The organism is Deinococcus grandis, assembly GCF_001485435.1.
GTDB lineage: Bacteria > Deinococcota > Deinococci > Deinococcales > Deinococcaceae > Deinococcus > Deinococcus grandis.
Genome location: NZ_BCMS01000001.1, coordinates 2,583,608 through 2,601,927 on the forward strand (window position 1 = coordinate 2,583,608; position 18,320 = coordinate 2,601,927).

Below are 18,320 nucleotides of genomic sequence, written 5' to 3' on the forward strand. Positions count from 1 at the left end.
GCTGATCGTGACGGGATCACCAGCGTGGAGGCCGTCCAGGCCGACCGGCAAGCCGTGTCCCGTCAGGGAGTGGGCCATGAGCCACGAACGAATGAGCGGTCAGCCGAGTGTCACCCCGGACCTCCCCACCCTGCCCCTGCTGCCCCCTCTGTGGGACGAGCTGCGCGCTTACGCCCTGCCGGACGGCCTGCTGGCCCGCCTGAGCCGCGAGCAGCGCTGGACGCCCGCCTACGCGCAGCGCGCCGCGCAGGAGTACCGCCGATTCCTGCTGCTGTCCACGCTGGGCACGCCGGTCACGCCGTCCGCGGTCGTGGACGAGGTCTGGCACCTGCACCTGCTGTTCACCCGCGACTACTGGGAGCGCCTGACGCCGCTGCTGCCCGCGCCGCTGCACCACGAACCCGGGGGCGGCCAGCCGGGCGACCCGGCCCGCTTCCGCGCGCAGTACGAGGCGACGCTGGATGCCTACACCCGCACCTTCGGGGAGCGTCCCCCGGCGGACATCTGGCCGGACCCTCGCCGCTCGCGTGCCCGGCGGGAGCACGTGCAGGGCAGCGCGCGCCGCTCGGGCCTGTGGCTGGCGCTGGGCGTGGCGGTCGTCACGGGCCTGACCTTCGCCTGGAGTCACGTGGCGCTGCTGCTGGCCCTGGGCGCGGGCCTGATCGCGCTGCTGATCGTGACCCTCACCCCGCCGGAGCTCTCCCCCACCGCGCTGCGTCGCCGCTCCGACGGGGACCTGGGCGTGACCTGGATGGGCGGCACCTCGGGCGGCGACTGCGCGCCCGGCAGCGACAGCAGTTGCTCGGACGGGGGCGGGTCAAGTTGCGGGTCCAGCTGTGGCGGCGGGTGCAGCAGCTGATCATCCGTTCGGGCAGCGTCGGCCAGTCGGCGGCTGCGGCGCCCGGAGTGGCGCGGGTACGGTGACGCATGCGATTCGAGATTGCCGGACTGCACACTGGCCCCACGGACACTGACGTGGCGCGGGTGTCCCGGCACGAGCTGATCGTCCGGCACGGGACCGCCGAGGACGAGGCGGGCGCGGCGCGGCTGGGCCTGACCGCCGAGCAGTTCCAGGTGCTTCAGGCGTCTCTCGCGGCGCTGAACCGCTAGGACCGCTGGGCGCGCACCTGGCTGAACACGTCTTTCAGGAGGCGGGCGGCCTCGCGGGCGCGGATGCCGGGCGTGACCCGGGGTGCGTGGCCCCAGTGCGCGGCGAGGAGGTCGGTGACGCCACCCAGCGCACCTACCTTCGGGTTGGCGGCGCCGTAGACGATGTGCCCGATGCGGGCTTCGAGGGCCGCGCCGAGGCACATCGGGCAGGGTTCCAGGGTGACGACCAACGTACAGCCGGTCAGGTACGGGGTGCCGAGGGTGCGGGCGGCCTCGCGCAGCGCCTGGAGTTCGGCGTGGCGGGTCATGTCGCCGTGCTCGCGGCTGGTGTTGCGCCCCCGCCCGATCACGGTGCCGTCCGGGCCGAGGACGACCGCGCCGACCGGGACTTCCTGCGCGTCGGCGGCCTGCCGGGCCTGCGCGAGGGCCTCGCCCATCGCGGCATGCAGGGGGTCGGGGGGCTGGGCGGCGTGCTCGCGTGCCCCGCTGGCCCAGACGGGCGGCTGGAGGCCGATCCACTGCACGCCCTCATCACTGACCAGCAGGGGCACGCGGTCCCGGTCGGTGCGGGGCACGTGCCGGTCGGTCAGCACGTCGCTGAGCTTGCGGGTGCCGCCCGGGAGGTGGATGCGGTCGCCGGGTTGCCGGGTGCGGCGCGTCCAGCCGTCCGGGAGGGGGAAGTCGGGGTCCGGGTACGTCTGCGGGGTGAGGTGCAGCCTCCCCCCGGTGACGGTGACGGGGTGCGCGCCGGGCAGGTCGAGGTGCGTGGTGCCGCCCGACGTCAGGGCGTCCGCGAGAGTGTCGAGGTGCGTGGCTTGCGCGTCGAGGCCCGCGTCGTGCAGACGGGCGCGCAGCCAGCGGCGCAGCACGGCGGGCGGCACGGATCGCAGCGGGGCGTGCGCGGTGATCTGCGTGGCCTGGGCGCTCAGGGCGTCGTCGTCCTGCGCCTGATGCCGTGCCACGCGGGCCAGGGTGGCCTCCAGCGCAGGGTAGCGGGCGGTCAGGACGGGCATCACGTCGCGGCGCAGCCACGCGCGGGTGTACGCGGGGTCGTCGTTGGTGGGGTCCTCGCGCCACTCCTGCCCCTGCGCGCGCAGGAAAGTTTCCAGGTCGGCGCGGGGCACGTCCAGCCAGGGCCGACGCACCCGCCCGCGCACGGCGGGAATGCCGTGCAGCACCGCCTCGCCGCGCAGCAGGGCCGTCAGGACCGTCTCGGCCTGATCGCGGCGGGTGTGGGCGGTCAGGATGACCGGCGCGCCGTGCGCCTTCGCCGCGCGCGCCAGGAAGTCGTAGCGCAGGCGGCGGGCGGCGTCCTCGGTGTTCCAGCCGCGCCGGGCGGCGACCGCGCCCACGTCCACCCGCGCGCCCGCGAACGGCACGTCCAGCCGCGCGGCGAGCGCCTGTACCCACGCGGCGTCCTGCGCGGAGTCGGGCCGCAGGGCGTGGTCCAGGTGCGCCGCCACGGGCCGCGCGCCCGCCTGCCGCAGGGCCAGCAGCAGCGCCACGCTGTCCGCCCCACCGGACACGCCCACGACCACCACGGCGCCCGCGTGCTCGCGCAGGGGCCGCAGGAGGGATTCGGTGGGATCGGGCACGGGCGCATTGTACGGGCGGCCCGTACAATCGGGCGCATGAGTGTCACGCCCGGACAGGCCGCCCCCGACTTCACGCGCCGCAGCGACGACGGCCGCACCGTCAGTCTCGGCGCGCTGCGGGGCCGCTGGGTGGTGCTGTACTTCTACCCGCGCGCGGGCAGCGCCGGGTGCAGCATCGAGGCGCAGCGCTTCGAGGCGGCCCTGCCGGAATTCGAGCGGCTGGGCGCGCAGGTGATCGGCGTGAGCACCGACACTGAGGCGCGGCAGGCGGCGTTCCGCGACTCGTGTCGCCTGAGCTACCCGCTCATCCCGGACGGGGATCGCAGCCTGTGCCGCGCGTACGGCGTGATGGGCACGCTGGGCGGCCTGCTGAACATGGCGTCCCGCGTGACGGTCCTGATCGACCCGGACGGGCTGGTCGCCTGGGTGCACCGCAGCGGCAACCCCCTGACGCACGTCAGCGGCACGCTGGCGGAACTGGAGCGGCGCACGCAGGGCGCGCCCACCGCGCAAGCCGGAGTGTGAGGACCGTCAGGTGCGGGTCACGCGCGTGCCTTACCCTGGTCTTATGAAACGTGGTGTGATGGGGGCGGCGGGCCTGGCGCTGGCGGGTCTGCTCAGTGGGTGCGTTCCGGCGCCGCTGCGGGCGCAGCCGGGCGCGCAGCTGCGCCTGACGGTGACGCCGGGCACGCGGGCCGCGCAGCCCGTGACGGGCGAGGAGGCGCTGTACCGCGCGCCCGGGCCGGGGTCGCTGCTGGTGGGGACGGACCGGGCGGCGTTCGTGACGTCGGTGGTGCTGCCCGCGCAGGGTGGGGCGCTGGTGCTGCCGACGGTGCAGACCCGTCCGGGCGAGGTGGTCCCGGTGCCGCTGCCCGCCACGCAGGGCTTCACGCAGGTGTTCACGGTGGCCAGCCTGCAGCCGATGCCGCTGGACGGCGCGGCGGGTGCGCGCAGCGTGTCGGACGTGTCGCGGGCGGTCGAGGGCGCCGCGCGGGCCCTGCCCGCCGGGTCGTACACGGTGGGCACGACGGTGTACCGCGTGGTGCGCTTCGGGACGCTGGACGTCACGTCGAACTTCGGGGACGCGCTCGTGCGCGTGAACGGCGTGCGGGTGGGCACGACGCCGCTGAGCGTCCCGGACCTGCCGGAGGGGCAGGTGTCGGTGGAGGTGTCGCGGGTCGGGTACAAGACCGTCACGCAGCGCGTGAACATCGCGGGGGACAGCGTGAACCGTGTGGACGTCACGCTGCGCCCGGTGACCGGGACGCTGTCGGTGCGCAGCGACGTGTTGGCCGACCTGTTCGTCGAGCGGCGACCCTCGGGGTCGGTGCAGCCGGGCGTGGGGCTGGATCTGGCGCTGCGGCCCGGGGTGGTGGCGCTGAACGTGGTGCCCCGCGACCGGCGTTTTGCGGCGCAGAACCTGCTGGTGCGGGTCACGGCGGACCGGGTCAGTCCGGTGATCTGCGCGGTTCAGGGCGGCGCGTACACCTGCACACTGCCCTGACGGCGCGCGCGTCCGGGGGAGGCCGTGGCGCCTCCCCTTTGCCGTGCACCCGGTTTTCGTGTTCCTGGCGCGGTGGCGGGCGGCGCCGGGGCGCGGTGGTACGCTCGGCGGCATGACGGATGCGCCGCTGCTGACCCACGTCCTGGGTGACCTTCACGCCCTCCAGGTGCCGATTCCGTACCCCATGAAGTACGTGACGGTGCTGCTGGACCGCCCGGCGGTGGGCCCGGTCACGATGATCGACTGCGCGCTGGACACGCCCGAGGCCCGCGCGGCGCTGGAGGCCGGGCTGGCGGCGCTGGGCCTGCACTGGCCGGACGTGGACCGCCTGATCATCACGCATCACCACCCGGACCACTACGGGCTGGCGGGCGTCGTGGAGGAACGCAGCGGCGCGCAGGTGCAGATGCTGGACGTCGAGATCGGCCGCGGCGAACGCTACTGGCACCTGTGGGAGGAGTGGCTGCCGGGGCACCTGAAGCATATGCGCGATCACGGCCTGCCGCCCGAGTCGCTAGGCAGCATGGGCGCCGACAACCGCCGGGGCCGCGAGCGGGTGCATCCCGCGTCGCGCGTGCAGCCGCTGCGCGAGGGGCAGCACGTGGACCTCTCCGGGCAGCCGTGGGAGGTGCTGTGGCTGCCCGGTCACGCGGACGGGCACCTGGGCCTCTGGAACGAAGCCGAGGGGACCCTGATCGCCGGGGACGCCATCCTGCCGCGCATCAGTCCGAACGTGGGCCTGTACGCGTACACCCGCCCCGACCCGCTGGGCGACTACCTGCAGACCCTGGGGAAACTGGAGGCGCTGAACCCGGCGCGGGCCGTGGTCGGCCACCACGGCCCGGTCATGACCGGCGTGCAGGCCCGCGCGCGCGAACTGCGCGCCCATCACCACGAGCGGCTGGACTTCATGGCGGCCGAGGCGGCCCGCGAACCCCGCAGCGCGTACGAGCTGTCCCTGGCGATGTTCCCGCGTGACCTGAACGTCTCGGGTCGCCGTTTCGCCCTGGCCGAGACGCTGGCGCACGTCGAGCACCTGCGCCTGCTGGGACAGCTATACCGCACCTGGAACGAGCCGCGCGGCGTGTGGCTGTACCACGCGTAAGGGTTTCAGAATCTATTGGCGTTCCCGACGCGACACGTCCATCAATTCCTGTGTCGTCAGCTGCTTTGGCGTCCAGTTCTGTGCCTGCATGTGTGCAACAAACTGGATCGGTACTGCGACAGCGTAATGCTGAACGTAATGGACAAGATCCGAGGGCCAAATCCACTCGCCATCCGTCAAGAGAGCCAGTCCCTCAATGGGACGACGTTCCGGCCGTTGAAAGTAGTCGAACGACGGACCGGCTGCCACCGCGTAGGCACTGCCCTGGCTCAGGTATGCCACGATCCGGTCTTTGACTGCAGACAGACTCACGTCCAGCGGCTCATGGATGGATGGTTGGCTGGGCTGACTGTCTCCATAACCCAGTTCATGAAAGAAGCCAGCTGAACGCAGTGAGGGCATACCCCACCGTACGCTGCGCGAGTGAGCACGGACCGTGGACGCCGTGACCGTCCGGGGCGGGCGTGGGCTCTATACTCCGGCGCATGACAGCATCCCAGTCGGAACTGCAGCGGATCATGGCGGCGCTGCAACAGAGCGGCCTGACTGTCGAGGCGGTCGAGGACGGCGCGCTGATCCAGGACGGTGAGACGCGCGTGGCGATGTTCGCGGAGGCCGATCCGCAGGGCGGGGTGATCGTGCGCCTGCACCTGGACCTGGACCTGTACGTCGAGGAGGACAGCCTGCCGGACATCCTGATGGGCATGAACCTGATGAATCAGGGCCTGGATTACGGGATGTTGAATCTCGACCCGGTCGACCCGGACGAGGACGCGGATGAGGACGCGCCGCTGACGTTCGCGGTGCTGGGCCGCAGCGTGCTGTGGCTGGCGGATCTGGGCGTGGCGGAACTGGACCGCCTGCGCGAGCACCTGCGCCGCTTCGAGCAGGAAGTCACCGAGACGGTGGAACGCACCCTGCACGGCAGCCGGGGCCTGAGCGCGTAACGCTTCGTCGGGGTCACGGGCACACCGGTGCCCGTGGCTCTTTCCGTATGCTCGGGCCTATTCCGCGTGGTCCGGGCGGCGTACGGTGGGGGCCTGAACTGACGGTTGGCGCGGTGGTTGGTCGCCGGAACGTGGTGCTGCCTGGCTGGGCAGCGGCAGTCATGAGGTGATGGGCATGACCAGAGGCGTGCAGGGTCGAGGTCGCGCGGCGCGGGCGGGCGCGATGCATTTCATGATGCTCAGCCGGGGCCGGGTGTACGGACTGTTCCGGTCGCTGGAGGACGTGCAGGCGTGCACGTCGCGCCTGCTGGCGCTGGGGCTGGGGGATCAGTCGGTGCAACTGCTGATGGGTGAGGACGCCGTGGCGGCGCTGGACTCGGACGGTCGGCGGCACGGACTGTGGGCGCAGCTGCTGCGGTTGATGCAGGGCGCGACCGACGAGCGCGTGCACGTGGAGCGGTACGTGGAGGCGCTCGGCTGGGGCGAGATCCTCCTGAGTGTGGACGTGTCGGATCAGCCGGGCCGCCTGCCGGAGGTGGCCGGGGCATTCCGGGAGTCCGGGGCGCACTTCGTGAATCATTACGGGGCGTGGGTGGTCGAACCGATCTGCGCGTGATTCAGGGATGAACAGGCAGAGGGGCAGGCCAACCCGCGCGGGTCAGCCTGCCCCTTCTGCCTTGCCGGTTACTGGCGGTCTTGCAGTTGCACGTAGTGCGCGTCGGTGGCGCCGGTGTACACGGCGTCGGGGCGCAGCAGGCGGTTGTTGCCGGTGTACTCGATCAGGCTGGCGCACCAGCCGCTGATGCGGGCCAGCGCGAAGATGGGCGTGAAGTATTCCTTCTTGATGCCCAGGTCGCTGTACACGGTGCCGCTGTAGAAGTCCACGTTCGGGTAGATGCCCTTGCTGCCGATGCGGTCCACGACGACCTTCTCGATGGTCTCCAGGATCTGGTAGTAGTTGCTCTTGCCTTCCTTGCTGGCGACCACCTCGGCGTAGTCGCGCAGGACGCGGCTGCGGGGGTCGAAGTACTTGTACACGCGGTGCCCGACGCCCATGATCTTCTCTTTGTTGTCGAGTTTCTTCGTGATATAGGCTTCGGCCTTGTCGGGCGTGCCGACCTCGTCGAGCATGTCCATCACGGCCTCGTTCGCGCCGCCGTGCAGGGGGCCCTTCAGGGCGCCGATGGCGCTCGTGATGCAGGAGTACATGTCCGAGAGGGTGCTGCCGGTGGCGATGGCGGTGAAGGTGCTGGCGTTCATGCCGTGGTCCACGTGCAGCACGAGGGCAATGTCGAACAGGCGGGCCTGCTCGGCGGTGGGTTCCTTGCCGCTGAGCATGTACAGGTAGTTCCCGGCGTGCGTCAGGTCCATGCGGGGCGCGATGATGTCCTGCCCCTCCTGCGCGCGGTTGATCGCGGCGATGATCGTGGAGAACTGCGCGATCATGCGCGTGGCGATGGCGCGCCGGGCCTCGGGGCTGGTGTCCTCGGACTGCGGGTCCAGCAGGCCCAGGTAGGACACGGCGGTGCGCAGCGCCTGCATGGGGTGCACGCCGCGCGGCATGCCCTTGATGATCTCCACGAGCGCTTCGGGAATGGCGCGGTTGGCTTTCAGGTCCGCGTCGAACTGCGCGAGCTGCGCGGCGGTGGGCAGCTGACCGTTCAGGAGGGCCAGGGACAGTTCCTCGAAGGTGCTGTTTTCCGCCCATTCCTGGATCGGAATGCCCAGGTGGGTCAGGATGCCTTCGGTGCCGTTGATGAACGTGAGTTTGCTCTCGGTGAAGAGAACGCCTTCGAGTCCTTTGGCGATACTGGCGGTGTTCGTCATGATGATCGAGCATACCACCGGGCCGCTTTCCGCCGCCCCCCGATCACGTTCCCGGCGGGGTGACAAACGCGGTTGCAAAGGGCGGGTGAACGCCGCACGTCAGGACGCCGCGGGACGGGCGCACCGGGCGGGCTGCCTTACAATGCCCGGCGATGACTGAGCACGCTGCCCCTGCCTCCCTGAAGCCGGACGTGACCCTGGCGCTGGACACGGCAACGCCGTGGCTGACGCTGGCGCTGGCGTGGCCGGGCGGGTCGCTGGGGGTGTCGCGTGAGGTGGGCCGCGCGCACGCGGAGCTGCTGCCGGGCGCTGTTCAGGCGCTGTTCGCGGAGGCGGGGCTACCCCTGCGGGCGGACGCGGTCGTGATCGGCACGGGGCCCGGGTCGTACACGGGCGTGCGGGTGGGCGCGAGTTACGCGCTGGGGCTGGGGCGGGTGTGGGGCGCGCCGGTGCTGGGGGTCAGCACGCTGGAGGCGCTGGTGGGCGGGGACGGTGTGCAGGGCGTGTCGCTGGATGCCCGCAAGGGCAACGTGTACGCCGCGCGGTACGACGTGCAGGGCGGCGTGGTTCGCGCGACACTTCTGCCGCCCACGCGCCTGCCGCTGGAGGAGTTCCAAGCGGGGCTGGACGGCGCGACGCACCGGGCGGACACCGCGCCGGACGGCCTCGCGCTGCTGCGGGCGGGCCTGGATCACGGCGCGCAGGACTGGACGCTGGCGTACCTGTAACGGCAGCCGGAAGAGGCGGGACGCAGGGAGCCGTGCAGCCTGTCCTCCGCCCGCTGTGTGTAACCGGCGTGTGACGCTCGGCGCGTAGGGTAGGCGGGTCAGTCTCAACCCGTTCTCCCGGCGGCCCGCGCCGGAACTCCTGTCGTTCCGTTGCCGGGGCGCGCCGCGCCCACTTCCCGTGAGGTCCATCATGAACCGCGCCGCCCTGCTGTCTCTTCCACTGCTGCTGGCTGCCTGCGCGCAGGCTCCGTCCTCTCCCCTGTCGTCCCCACTGCACGCTCAGGCGACCGGTTCCACGACCACGGGCAGCGCCACCGGGGCGGGCGTGACCCGCAACTACACGCTGTACACCCCCGCGGCCGGGGCGGGCGCGGCGCGGCCCCTGATGGTCATGCTACACGGCTGCACGCAGTCGCCGGCGGATTTCGCGGCGGGGACGCGCATGAACGATCTGGCGGACACGCAGGGCTTCCTGGTCGTGTACCCGGAGCAGCCAGCAACGGCCAACCAGAACAAGTGCTGGAACTGGTTCGATCCGGCACATCAGGCGCGCGGGCAGGGGGAACCGGCGGCGATCAAGGCGGTCGTGGACGCCGTGAAGGGCAAGGTGAACGTGGACGCCGCGCGGGTGTACGTGGCGGGCCTGTCGGCGGGCGCGGCCATGAGCGTGATCATGGGGGCCACGTACCCGGACGTGTTCAGCGGCATCGGGGTCGCGTCGGGGCTGGAGTTCAAGGCGGCCACGAGTTCATCGGCGGCGTTCACGGCCATGAACAGCGGCGGCCCGAACCCGGACGCGCAGGGCACGGCGGCGTATGCGGCGATGGGGACGTTCAAACGGACGGTGCCGACCATCGTGTTCCACGGCAGCAGCGACTACACGGTGTACCCGGTGAACGGGGATCAGGTGGCGGCGCAGTGGGTGCAGACGAACGACCTCGCGGACGACGGGCAGGACAACGGCAGTCGCAGCACCGCGCAGGTGACGACGCGTTCGGGCACGGTCAGCGGGGGCCGGGCGTACAGCGTGAAGACCTTCGCGGGGGGCGTGGTCGAGCAGTGGTCGGTGACGGGCATGGGGCACGCCTGGAGTGGCGGGAGTACCGCCGGGTCGTACACGGATCCGAAAGGGCCGGACGCCAGCGCGGAGCTGTGGCGTTTCTTCAGCGCGGGGTCGGGGGGTGGGGGCGGCACGACGCCGGACACGACCGCGCCGGTCGTGAGCGTGTCGCCCGCACCGGGCACGTACGTGGGGCCGCTGACCGTCACGCTGGCCCTGAACGAGCCGGGCACGGTGTATGCCACCACGGACGGCAGCGATCCGGTCAGCAGTGCCTCGCGGGTGACGCTGGCGGGCGGCGGGAGCGTCACGCTGGCGGGCAGCGGCACGGTGCGGGCGTACGCGGTGGACACGGCGGGGAACGCGTCGGCCCCGCAGTCGTACGCGTACACGCTGACAGCCGCGCCGGACACGGCGGTAGCCTTCAGTTCGGTGGGGACGCAGGACGGGTACGTGGCGGCGAACACGCCGTCCGCTACGACCGGCGGGTACGTCGTCGCGTCGGGCGGGGTCAGTGTGGGGGACAACGCGGACGCCCCGTGGAAGGGCGTGCTGTCGTTCGACACGTCCAGCCTGCCGGACGGCGCGACCGTGACCGGCGCAACCCTGACGGTGCGCTACAGCCTCGCGCCGAACGGCAATCCCTGGGCGGGCGGCGCGACGCTGTGGGTCGACATGCGGAGCGGCTGCCTGGGCGCCTCCTGCGCGCTGGGCACGGATGATTTCGCGGCGGCCGTCACGGCGGCCGGTGTCGCCTCCTTCGCGGCCCCTGCGGGCACGGCGGCGGGCACCACCCTCAGCGCGCCGCTGAACGCCTCTGGCCTCGCGGCGATCAACCGGGCGGGCAGCACGCAGCTGCGTCTGGCCTTCACGGGCGGCACGGCGCGCAGCAACGGCCTGAGCGACTACCTCACGCTGGGCGAGGGCACGCAGGTCACGCTGAACGTCACGTACCGCTGAGGGGGTTGTAGGTTGTGGGCTGTGGGCTGTGGGGAAAGCTCCTCCCACACCCCACAGCCCACGTCCCACACCCCTCCGTCTCAGTCGGCGGCGTCCCCCTGCGCGTACTGGAGGCGGTGCAGGCGGGCGTAGTAGCCGCCCTTGTCGAGCAGCTGGCGGTGGCTGCCCTGCTCGACGATGCGGCCCTTACGCATCACGACAATTCGGTCGCAGTGTTCGATGGTGCTGAGGCGGTGGGCGATGATGATGCTGGTGCGGCCGCGCATGACGCGTTCCAGCGCGGCCTGGATGCGCAGTTCGGTTTCGGTGTCCACGTTGGCGGTGGCCTCGTCGAGCACGAGCAGGATGTCGGGGTTCTGGATGAGCGCGCGGGCGAAGGCCAGCAGCTGCTTCTGCCCGGTGCTCAGGGTCGCGCCGCGTTCGCGCACCTCGGTCTGGTAGCCGTGTTCGAGACTGAGGATGTAGTCGTGCACGCCGACGTAGCGGCAGGCTTCCACGACGCGCTCGTGGGGAATGTCGGGGTTGTTGAGGGTGAGGTTGCTCTCGATGGTGCCCGCGAAGAGAAAGACGTCCTGCAGCACGACGCCCACGTGTTTGCGCAGGTCGTGCTGCTGCAGGTCGCAGACGTTCACGCCGTCCACCTTCACCGCGCCGCGCTGCACGTCGTAGAAGCGGCTGACCAGGGCGGTGACGCTGGTCTTCCCCGCGCCGGTCGCGCCGACCAGGGCGACGCTCTCGCCTTCCCTGATGTCGAGGTCGATGCCGCGCAGGATCCAGCGGTCGTCGGTGTCGGGGGTGGTCCCGGTGACGCTCTGGTCGTACGCGAACCAGACCCCCTCGAAGGTGACGCGGCCCTGGAAGTCCGGCAGCGTCTTGGCGCCGACTCTGTCCTGGATGGCTTCCTCGGTGTCGAGCACGCCGAAGATGCGTTCGCTGCTGGCCATGGCCGCCTGGAGGTTGTTGAACACGTCCGCGAGATCCTGGATGGGCTGGAACAGCTGCTGCGAGAGCTGCACGAACGCGAACAGTGTCCCGACCGTGATGGCCCCGGCGACCACGCCGTCCACGCCGAGGATCTGCCGGGCGGCGAAGTACAGGATCAGCGCCACGGCGACCTGGCTGAGCACGGCCACGACGGGCATGAACAGCGAGAACCACTTGACGCTGTTCTCGTTGGCGCTCAGCAGGGCGCGGTTGCTGAGGTTGAAGTCCAGCGCGCTGCGTTTCTGCCGGGCGAACAGCTGCACGGTGAGCATGCCGGTGATGTTCTCGTTCAGTTTGCTGTTCACGATGGCCTGCTGGGTGCGGGTCACGCGGAACGAGTCGCGCAGGCGGGTCTGGAAGAAGCGGGTGGCGAGGAACAGGACGGGCAGCACCGTGAACGAGATCAGCGCCAGGCGCCAGTTCACGCTGAGCATGATCACGACGTACACGACGATGATGAAGGTGCTCTGGATCAGGCTGACGAGGCCGCCGGTGATGAACTGGTTGATGGCGTCCACGTCGCTGGTCACGCGGGTGATCAGGCGCCCGACGGGGTTCTGGTCGAAGTACGCGAGGTGCAGCCGCTGGAGCTTGCCGAACACGTCGGCGCGGATGTCGCGCAGGACGTTCTGGCCCAGGTAGCCGATGGTGAGGATGAAGCCGTACTGCAGCGCGAATTCCACGACTTTCAGGCCCATGTAGGCCAGGGCGGTGGTGGTCAGGCCGCTGATCAGGGCGTCACGGCTCCTGGCCTGCCCCTGCGCCAGCGGTGAGAGGTACGAGTCGATGGCGTGCCGCTGGATGAGCGCGAACAGCGGCGAGGCCAGCGAGATCAGCAGGGCCAGCAGCACCCCGCCGATCACGAGCGGCAGGTACGGGCGGACGTAGTGCAGGATGCGCCGCACGAGGTGGGCATCGAAGCCCTTCTGGTAGGCGTCGGTATCGGGGCGGGTCATCGGTTCACCTTCTGGGGCTGAGTCAGGTGTTCGAGCTGGTCGGCAGCCGTTTCGGGGTCGGCCACGGGGTCGTCGTCGCCGTCGAGGTCACTGGCGAGGCGCTGGAGGCGCTCGAGCTGCGCGTAGTGGCCGCCCTGCGCCAGCAGGTCGTCGTGGCTGCCCTGTTCGGTCAGGCGGCCGCCCTCGAGCACGATGATCTGGTCGGCGTGGCGCAGGGTGCTGACGCGGTGGGCGATCAGGATGACGGTGCGGCCCCGGCTGACCTCGCGCAGGCCGTCCACGATGCGGCGTTCGGTCTCGGTGTCCACGGCGCTCAGCGAGTCGTCGAGGATCAGGATGGCGGGTTCACGCACGATCGCGCGGGCGATGGCGGTGCGCTGGCGCTGGCCGCCGCTGAGGGTGACGCCGCGCTCGCCGAGCATGGTGTCGAAGCCCTGCGGGAAGTCCTCCACGTCGTCCAGCAGCCCCGCTAGGCGCGCGGCGTCGCGCACGCGGGCCGGGTCGGGCGTCTGGGGGATGTCGTCGGGTGGGGGCGCGCCGACCACGCTGACGCCGGTGGGCACGCCCGGCAGGTCACGGGCCTCGATGCCGAAGCCGATGTTGTTGGCGATGCTGTCACCGAACAGGAAGGGCTCCTGCGGCACCACGCTGATCGCGTCGCGCAGCGCGCCCAGGGGGATGGTGCGCAGGTCATGCCCGTCGATGCGCACGGTGCCGCTCGTGGGGTCCATGGCGCGGGTCAGCAGCTGACCCAGGACGGTCTTGCCGCTGCCGGTGGGACCGGTGATGCCCAGGAAGGTCCCGGCGGGCACGTTCAGGGTCACGTCGTTCAGGACGGTGGTCTGGCCGTAGCGCAGCGTGACGTGGTCCAGGCTGATATCGCCGCGCAGGGTCTGGAGGCGGCTGTCGGCCCGCCCGGGCTCGTCGCGCACGAGGGGCTGGGCGTCGAAGATCTCCTTCAGGCGCAGCCAGGAGGCCAGGCCGCGCTGCGCGATGCTGGTGATCCAGCCGATCATCAGCATGGGGAAGGTCAGGCGTTCCAGGGTGCCGACGAACTGCACGAACATCCCGACCGTGAAGGTGCTGCCGGGTTCCAGGATCAGGCGTCCGCCCACGAGCAGGATCAGCCCGAACGCGAGGCCCAGCAGCAGACTCATGAAGGAGCGCAGCGGGCCGTCCACCTTGGTCAGGGCGATGTTGCGGCGCAGGAGTTCGAGGTTCATGGCGCGGTAGTCCTCGATCTCGCGGTCCTCGATGGCGTAGCCCTTGACGACGCGCGCGCCGCTGAAGTTCTCCTGCGCCCGGGCGGAGATCAGCGAGTTCTGTTCCTGCGCGAGGCGGTGGCGGACGTTGATCTGCCGCGCGAGGTACGACAGGACGCCCACGATGACCGGCACGATCGCCACGACGATCAGCGCCAGCTGCCAGCTCAGGCTGAACATCACCGTGAAGGCCGAGAGGAAGCCCGCCGCGATGTTCACGATCTGCCACGCGCCGAAGCCCAGCATCTCGCGCACGGCGCTCAGGTCCCCGGTCAGGCGGTTCATCAGGTCGCCGGTGCGGGCGCGGTCGTAGTAGTGCTTGTCGAGGGTCTGCAGGTGCGCGAACAGGTCGCGGCGGATCTCGTACTCGGACTGGCGGGACGCCACGACGATGTTGCGGCGCATGACCAGCATGAAAAAGCCCGCGGTGACGGCGGCGGCCACGACGCCCAGCGCGTACATGCCGGCGGTGGCGACGGTCAGGCCGGGCGTGGCGGGGTTGCCGTCCACCTGTCCGGTCAGGCCGTCGATGGTCAGGCGGATGAGGTAGAAGGGAATCAGGTTCACGGCGGTGGCGATGGCCACGGCGATGAGCCCGATCACGTACTGGCGCGTGTGCAGGCGCAGGTACGGGAGCAGGGTGCGGAAACTGTCCAAGGGTGGTGCCTCCTGGGGCGGGGGGAGGGCGGGGCTGGTGGGGTCGTCCAGCGGCCATCAGGCCGGTGCGCAGGCGAGGATACGCCCGCAGCCGCCCGGCCGAATGCGCCATGTGGCGCATACCTGTGCCTGCCTGAGCGAACGCTCAAGGGGACAGCGCAGGGCTGGTTCGGGCAGGGACGGTTCGGCTGGGGGCCGCGCGGTCGGTTCAGGAGTCGACCGGCGAGGTGATTGACACCCTGGGGGGTGACTGCTACTATTCACAGCCGGAAGTGAACGCGCCGAAAAGCGCCGCAGCGACCGCATCCAGAGGCCGGAATTCGTTCCAGCGCTTTCGAGAGGAACGGTGCCACCCTAGCTCAACTGGTAGAGCACCCGACTTGTAATCGGAAGGTTGGGAGTTCGATTCTCCTGGGTGGCTTCACACACGATCATCCGCACCACACGGCTGAACGTGCGCTTTGAGAAAGGCGAAACAGTGGGTACAATACGGGTAGGTGGCCGAGTGGTTAAAGGCGACAGACTGTAAATCTGTTCACGTAAGTGTACGGCGGTTCGAATCCGCCCCTGCCCACCACGATCACGCGGGAATAGCTCAGTTGGTAGAGCGTCAGCTTCCCAAGCTGAATGTCGCGAGTTCGAGTCTCGTTTCCCGCTTTCTCACCCCCCCAACGCTTCTGTAGCTCAGTGGTAGAGCACTCCCTTGGTAAGGGAGAGGTCGTCGGTTCAATCCCGACCAGAAGCTCCAACACGGCGCGGCCTCTTGTGGGTCGCGCCTCTTCTCTAGGCCCCCATTCCCTGGCAGCCCGCTGAAAGCCGAAGAACCCCTCTTTGCGTTCACGCGGCGGCCCTGTACACTGTCAAGGCTTGCCTGCACAGCGGGCAGTCCACTCTCAGGAGGACACACTCATGGCTAAAGGAACGTTCGAGCGCACGAAGCCCCACGTGAACGTGGGCACCATCGGTCACGTCGACCACGGCAAGACCACCCTGACCGCCGCGATCACCTTCACGGCCGCCGCGATGGACCCCACCATCGAAAAACTGGCCTACGACCAGATCGACAAGGCCCCCGAAGAAAAAGCCCGCGGCATCACCATCAACACCGCCCACGTCGAATACAACACCCCCACCCGCCACTACAGCCACGTCGACTGCCCCGGCCACGCCGACTACGTCAAGAACATGATCACCGGTGCCGCCCAGATGGACGGCGCGATCCTCGTCGTGTCCAGCGCTGACGGCCCCATGCCCCAGACCCGCGAGCACATCCTGCTCGCCCGTCAGGTCGGCGTGCCCTACATCGTCGTGTTCATGAACAAAGTGGACATGGTCGACGACGAAGAGCTCCTCGAGCTCGTCGAAATGGAAGTCCGCGAACTGCTGAGCAAGTACGAGTTCCCCGGCGACGACCTGCCCGTCATCAAGGGCAGCGCGCTGCAGGCCCTCGAAGCCCTGCAGGCCAACCCCAAGACCGCCCGCGGCGAAGACAAGTGGGTTGACCGCATCTGGGAACTGCTCGACGCGGTAGACAGCTACATCCCCACCCCCGAGCGCGCCACCGACAAGACCTTCCTGATGCCCGTCGAAGACGTGTTCACGATCACCGGTCGTGGCACCGTGGCCACCGGCCGCGTGGAACGTGGCGTCGTGAAGGTCCAGGACGAAGTGGAAATCATCGGTCTGCGCGACACGAAGAAGACCACCGTCACCGGGATCGAAATGCACCGCAAGCTGCTTGACAGCGGCATGGCGGGCGACAACGTGGGCGTGCTGCTGCGCGGCGTGGCGCGTGACGACGTGGAACGCGGCCAGGTGCTGGCGAAGCCCGGCAGCATCAAGCCGCACACGAAGTTCGAAGCCAGCGTGTACGTGCTGAGCAAGGACGAAGGCGGGCGTCACAGCGCGTTCTTCGGCGGGTACCGCCCGCAGTTCTACTTCCGCACGACGGACGTGACGGGCGTGGTGGAACTGCCCGAAGGCGTGGAAATGGTCATGCCCGGTGACAACATCACGTTCGTGGTGGAACTGATCAAGCCGATCGCGATGGAAGAGGGCCTGCGCTTCGCCATCCGCGAAGGTGGCCGTACCGTCGGCGCCGGCGTCGTCGCCAAGGTCATCGAGTAATCGAGATCCGCTGACGCGGGGAGGGGGAGGCCTGCGGGTCTCCCCTTTTCTTTTTCCCTGCCCCGCCCGGGTCACCTTCCGGGTCACGCCCACACCCCAGGTGGGCAGCGGGGCAGAAAACCGGCGTGGCATCGGCCTTTTTCCGACAGGTGTCCTGGGCACAGTGGACACCTGCCCCCGGACTCCCTATAATTCGAATGTTGCCCGCCAGAAGGCGGGCTTTTACCAGCGTGTCCGACCCCGCCACCGTGCGGGCAAGGACCTCTCCGGATACCGCTCCGGGGTGGCTGGGAGCAGACACGCCGTGATCCCGCCCGGGAAGATCGGCCCTCTGCGAAGGAGCATCTCATGGCGAAAGACGGCCCCCGCATCATCGTGAAAATGGAAAGCAGCGCCGGCACCGGCTTCTACTACACGACCACCAAGAACCGCCGCAACACCCAGGCGAAGATGGAACTGCGCAAGTACGACCCCGTCGCCAAGAAGCACGTGGTCTTCAAAGAGAAGAAGGTCTGATCCTGCCCCGGCCCTCCGGCTCGCCCGGGGGGCCCGTCGCCGGTTCGTTCCACGCCTTTTTCTCCCGCAGGTGAATGCATGAACTTGATTCAGTACTTCCGCGACTCCCGCGCTGAACTCTCGCGCGTGTCGTGGCCGACCCGCCAGCAGGTGCTGGAAGGCACGCAGGCCGTGCTGATCTTCGTCGTCGCCCTCACCCTGATCGTGTACGCCCTCGACCTGCTGTTCGGGAACCTGATCCGGCTGGTGCTGTCATGAGTATCGAATGGTACGCCGTGCACACCTACGTCGGTCAGGAAGATCGCGTGCAGCAGCACCTGATGGAACGCGCCGCCAAGCTCGGCATGCGCGGCACCAAGATCTTCCAGGTCATCCAGCCGGAAGAGAAGGCGGTCGAACTGCAGGAAGGCGGCAAGAAGGTCGAGGTCACGCGCAAGCTGTTCCCCGGCTACGTCTTCGTGCAGATGGACGTCGAGGATGACGACGCGCCCGGCGAACTGGGCGAGTCCTGGGAAGTCGTGCGCGGCACCAACGGCGTGACCGGCTTCGTCGGCACCGCCACCCGCCCCGTGCCCCTGTCGCACGAGGAAGTCCAGCGCCTGCTGGCCAGCGTTGGCGTCGCCACGCAGCCCGTGCAGGAAGAGGCCCCCAAGGTCAAGGTGGACTTCAAGGCCGGGGACATGGTGCGCGTCACGGGCGGTCCGTTCGCGGACTTCAGCGGCGTCATCAGCGAGGTCAACATTCCCCAGGCGAAGGTCAAGGTGCTCGTCAGCATCTTCGGCCGTGAAACCCCGGTGGAACTCGACTTCGGTCAGGTCGCCAAGTAATACCCCACACTGCCCGCGCCCACCCGCACCCTACTGGTAAAAGTGCGGCGCAGGCAGTACACTGAAAAAGTTGCTGTGCGGTCCAGGCCAGAGCACACTCCGGCCCAGGAACGACGCAGAACTTAGCGTCAGCACCCCGTCCGGGCCACACACGG

Annotated in this window: 18 protein-coding genes and 4 tRNA genes; 17 read left to right on the plus strand and 5 right to left on the minus strand. The window is 69.7% G+C overall.

Going from position 1 to position 18,320, the window contains the following annotated elements; translation table 11 throughout:
- Positions 1–76: 76 nt before the first annotated feature.
- On the plus strand, positions 77–859 hold the full coding sequence (locus tag DEIGR_RS12540; protein WP_153013731.1) for a glycine-rich domain-containing protein: 783 nt from the start codon (positions 77–79) through the stop codon (positions 857–859).
- Positions 860–927: 68 nt separating this feature from the next.
- Positions 928–1,110 carry a hypothetical protein gene (locus tag DEIGR_RS12545; RefSeq protein ID WP_058977735.1) on the plus strand — a complete coding sequence of 61 codons (183 nt, stop codon included), beginning with the start codon at positions 928–930 and terminating at the stop codon, positions 1,108–1,110.
- Here DEIGR_RS12545 and tilS read toward each other — a convergent pair.
- Positions 1,107–2,705: a tRNA lysidine(34) synthetase TilS gene (gene tilS / locus DEIGR_RS12550; protein ID WP_058977737.1), complete on the minus strand. Its 1,599-nt coding sequence runs from the start codon at positions 2,703–2,705 to the stop codon at positions 1,107–1,109. The two genes, DEIGR_RS12545 and tilS, sit on opposite strands and share 4 nt — an antisense overlap.
- Before the next feature lie 36 nt (positions 2,706–2,741).
- Between tilS and DEIGR_RS12555 the strand changes: the two genes are divergently transcribed.
- The 3 genes from DEIGR_RS12555 to DEIGR_RS12565 all read left to right on the plus strand — a co-directional run bounded on the left by DEIGR_RS12555 (position 2,742) and on the right by DEIGR_RS12565 (position 5,314).
- Positions 2,742–3,230, plus strand: a complete 489-nt coding sequence (locus DEIGR_RS12555; RefSeq protein WP_058977739.1) for a peroxiredoxin — start codon at positions 2,742–2,744, stop codon at positions 3,228–3,230.
- Positions 3,231–3,273: 43 nt separating this feature from the next.
- Positions 3,274–4,209: a PEGA domain-containing protein gene (locus DEIGR_RS12560; protein WP_058977740.1), complete on the plus strand. Its 936-nt coding sequence runs from the start codon at positions 3,274–3,276 to the stop codon at positions 4,207–4,209.
- A 112-nt stretch (positions 4,210–4,321) separates the two neighbouring features.
- Positions 4,322–5,314 carry an MBL fold metallo-hydrolase gene (locus DEIGR_RS12565; RefSeq protein ID WP_058977742.1) on the plus strand — a complete coding sequence of 331 codons (993 nt, stop codon included), beginning with the start codon at positions 4,322–4,324 and terminating at the stop codon, positions 5,312–5,314.
- 12 nt (positions 5,315–5,326) lie between these two features.
- On the opposite strand, the gene DEIGR_RS20410 is transcribed toward DEIGR_RS12565, so the two are convergent.
- Positions 5,327–5,716, minus strand: coding sequence for a hypothetical protein (locus DEIGR_RS20410; RefSeq protein ID WP_153013732.1), 390 nt, complete (start codon positions 5,714–5,716; stop codon positions 5,327–5,329).
- Positions 5,717–5,799: 83 nt separating this feature from the next.
- Between DEIGR_RS20410 and DEIGR_RS12570 the strand changes: the two genes are divergently transcribed.
- Complete coding sequence (locus DEIGR_RS12570; RefSeq protein ID WP_058977744.1) at positions 5,800–6,261, plus strand: hypothetical protein; 462 nt, start codon at positions 5,800–5,802, stop codon at positions 6,259–6,261.
- Positions 6,262–6,436: 175 nt separating this feature from the next.
- Positions 6,437–6,877 carry an ACT domain-containing protein gene (locus DEIGR_RS12575; protein WP_153013733.1) on the plus strand — a complete coding sequence of 147 codons (441 nt, stop codon included), beginning with the start codon at positions 6,437–6,439 and terminating at the stop codon, positions 6,875–6,877.
- Between the two features lie 68 nt (positions 6,878–6,945).
- On the opposite strand, the gene DEIGR_RS12580 is transcribed toward DEIGR_RS12575, so the two are convergent.
- Positions 6,946–8,088, minus strand: coding sequence for a citrate/2-methylcitrate synthase (locus DEIGR_RS12580; RefSeq protein WP_058977748.1), 1,143 nt, complete (start codon positions 8,086–8,088; stop codon positions 6,946–6,948).
- A gap of 152 nt (positions 8,089–8,240) precedes the next feature.
- Here DEIGR_RS12580 and tsaB point away from each other — a divergent pair, with 152 nt between their 5' ends.
- On the plus strand, positions 8,241–8,816 hold the full coding sequence (tsaB, locus tag DEIGR_RS12585) for a tRNA (adenosine(37)-N6)-threonylcarbamoyltransferase complex dimerization subunit type 1 TsaB (RefSeq protein WP_058977750.1): 576 nt from the start codon (positions 8,241–8,243) through the stop codon (positions 8,814–8,816).
- A 190-nt stretch (positions 8,817–9,006) separates the two neighbouring features.
- Positions 9,007–10,836: an extracellular catalytic domain type 1 short-chain-length polyhydroxyalkanoate depolymerase gene (locus DEIGR_RS20875; protein WP_160329935.1), complete on the plus strand. Its 1,830-nt coding sequence runs from the start codon at positions 9,007–9,009 to the stop codon at positions 10,834–10,836.
- An 80-nt stretch (positions 10,837–10,916) separates the two neighbouring features.
- On the opposite strand, the gene DEIGR_RS12595 is transcribed toward DEIGR_RS20875, so the two are convergent.
- Both DEIGR_RS12595 and DEIGR_RS12600 read right to left on the minus strand, forming a co-directional pair.
- Positions 10,917–12,776 carry an ABC transporter ATP-binding protein gene (locus DEIGR_RS12595; protein WP_058977752.1) on the minus strand — a complete coding sequence of 620 codons (1,860 nt, stop codon included), beginning with the start codon at positions 12,774–12,776 and terminating at the stop codon, positions 10,917–10,919.
- Positions 12,773–14,695, minus strand: coding sequence for an ABC transporter ATP-binding protein (locus DEIGR_RS12600; RefSeq protein WP_058977754.1), 1,923 nt, complete (start codon positions 14,693–14,695; stop codon positions 12,773–12,775). Before DEIGR_RS12600 ends, DEIGR_RS12595 begins: the two co-directional genes overlap by 4 nt.
- Positions 14,696–15,043: 348 nt before the next feature.
- Between DEIGR_RS12600 and DEIGR_RS12605 the strand changes: the two genes are divergently transcribed.
- The 8 genes from DEIGR_RS12605 (at position 15,044) to nusG (ending at position 18,165) form a co-directional block, all read left to right on the plus strand.
- Positions 15,044–15,116: transfer RNA gene (locus DEIGR_RS12605), tRNA-Thr, on the plus strand.
- Between the two features lie 70 nt (positions 15,117–15,186).
- Positions 15,187–15,272 (plus strand) — tRNA-Tyr (locus tag DEIGR_RS12610).
- A 7-nt stretch (positions 15,273–15,279) separates the two neighbouring features.
- A tRNA-Gly gene (locus tag DEIGR_RS12615) sits at positions 15,280–15,352 on the plus strand.
- Between the two features lie 16 nt (positions 15,353–15,368).
- Positions 15,369–15,443 (plus strand) — tRNA-Thr (locus tag DEIGR_RS12620).
- A gap of 161 nt (positions 15,444–15,604) precedes the next feature.
- Positions 15,605–16,822: an elongation factor Tu gene (gene tuf, locus DEIGR_RS12625; protein WP_058977756.1), complete on the plus strand. Its 1,218-nt coding sequence runs from the start codon at positions 15,605–15,607 to the stop codon at positions 16,820–16,822.
- Between the two features lie 348 nt (positions 16,823–17,170).
- Positions 17,171–17,338 carry a 50S ribosomal protein L33 gene (rpmG, locus tag DEIGR_RS12630; protein WP_022800165.1) on the plus strand — a complete coding sequence of 56 codons (168 nt, stop codon included), beginning with the start codon at positions 17,171–17,173 and terminating at the stop codon, positions 17,336–17,338.
- 78 nt (positions 17,339–17,416) lie between these two features.
- Complete coding sequence (gene secE, locus DEIGR_RS12635) at positions 17,417–17,596, plus strand: preprotein translocase subunit SecE (protein ID WP_046844264.1); 180 nt, start codon at positions 17,417–17,419, stop codon at positions 17,594–17,596.
- Positions 17,593–18,165, plus strand: coding sequence for a transcription termination/antitermination protein NusG (gene nusG / locus DEIGR_RS12640; RefSeq protein ID WP_058977759.1), 573 nt, complete (start codon positions 17,593–17,595; stop codon positions 18,163–18,165). The genes secE and nusG overlap by 4 nt, the downstream gene beginning before the upstream one ends.
- Positions 18,166–18,320 lie beyond the last annotated feature (155 nt).

Excerpts from the sequence above, each read along its gene's own strand:
- DEIGR_RS12545 (WP_058977735.1), top strand. The coding sequence starts at position 928 with ATGCGATTCGAGATTGCCGGACTGCACACTGGCCCCACGGACACTGAC.
- DEIGR_RS12555 (WP_058977739.1), top strand. The coding sequence starts at position 2,742 with ATGAGTGTCACGCCCGGACAGGCCGCCCCCGACTTCACGCGCCGCAGC.
- DEIGR_RS12580 (WP_058977748.1), bottom strand. The coding sequence starts at position 8,088 with ATGACGAACACCGCCAGTATCGCCAAAGGACTCGAAGGCGTTCTCTTC.
- DEIGR_RS20410 (WP_153013732.1), bottom strand. The coding sequence starts at position 5,716 with ATGCCCTCACTGCGTTCAGCTGGCTTCTTTCATGAACTGGGTTATGGA.
- tsaB (WP_058977750.1), top strand. The coding sequence starts at position 8,241 with ATGACTGAGCACGCTGCCCCTGCCTCCCTGAAGCCGGACGTGACCCTG.
- DEIGR_RS12560 (WP_058977740.1), top strand. The coding sequence starts at position 3,274 with ATGAAACGTGGTGTGATGGGGGCGGCGGGCCTGGCGCTGGCGGGTCTG.
- DEIGR_RS12575 (WP_153013733.1), top strand. The coding sequence starts at position 6,437 with ATGACCAGAGGCGTGCAGGGTCGAGGTCGCGCGGCGCGGGCGGGCGCG.
- DEIGR_RS20875 (WP_160329935.1), top strand. The coding sequence starts at position 9,007 with ATGAACCGCGCCGCCCTGCTGTCTCTTCCACTGCTGCTGGCTGCCTGC.
- DEIGR_RS12595 (WP_058977752.1), bottom strand. The coding sequence starts at position 12,776 with ATGACCCGCCCCGATACCGACGCCTACCAGAAGGGCTTCGATGCCCAC.
- DEIGR_RS12570 (WP_058977744.1), top strand. The coding sequence starts at position 5,800 with ATGACAGCATCCCAGTCGGAACTGCAGCGGATCATGGCGGCGCTGCAA.
- secE (WP_046844264.1), top strand. The coding sequence starts at position 17,417 with ATGAACTTGATTCAGTACTTCCGCGACTCCCGCGCTGAACTCTCGCGC.
- DEIGR_RS12565 (WP_058977742.1), top strand. The coding sequence starts at position 4,322 with ATGACGGATGCGCCGCTGCTGACCCACGTCCTGGGTGACCTTCACGCC.
- tuf (WP_058977756.1), top strand. The coding sequence starts at position 15,605 with ATGGCTAAAGGAACGTTCGAGCGCACGAAGCCCCACGTGAACGTGGGC.
- nusG (WP_058977759.1), top strand. The coding sequence starts at position 17,593 with ATGAGTATCGAATGGTACGCCGTGCACACCTACGTCGGTCAGGAAGAT.
- rpmG (WP_022800165.1), top strand. The coding sequence starts at position 17,171 with ATGGCGAAAGACGGCCCCCGCATCATCGTGAAAATGGAAAGCAGCGCC.
- DEIGR_RS12540 (WP_153013731.1), top strand. The coding sequence starts at position 77 with ATGAGCCACGAACGAATGAGCGGTCAGCCGAGTGTCACCCCGGACCTC.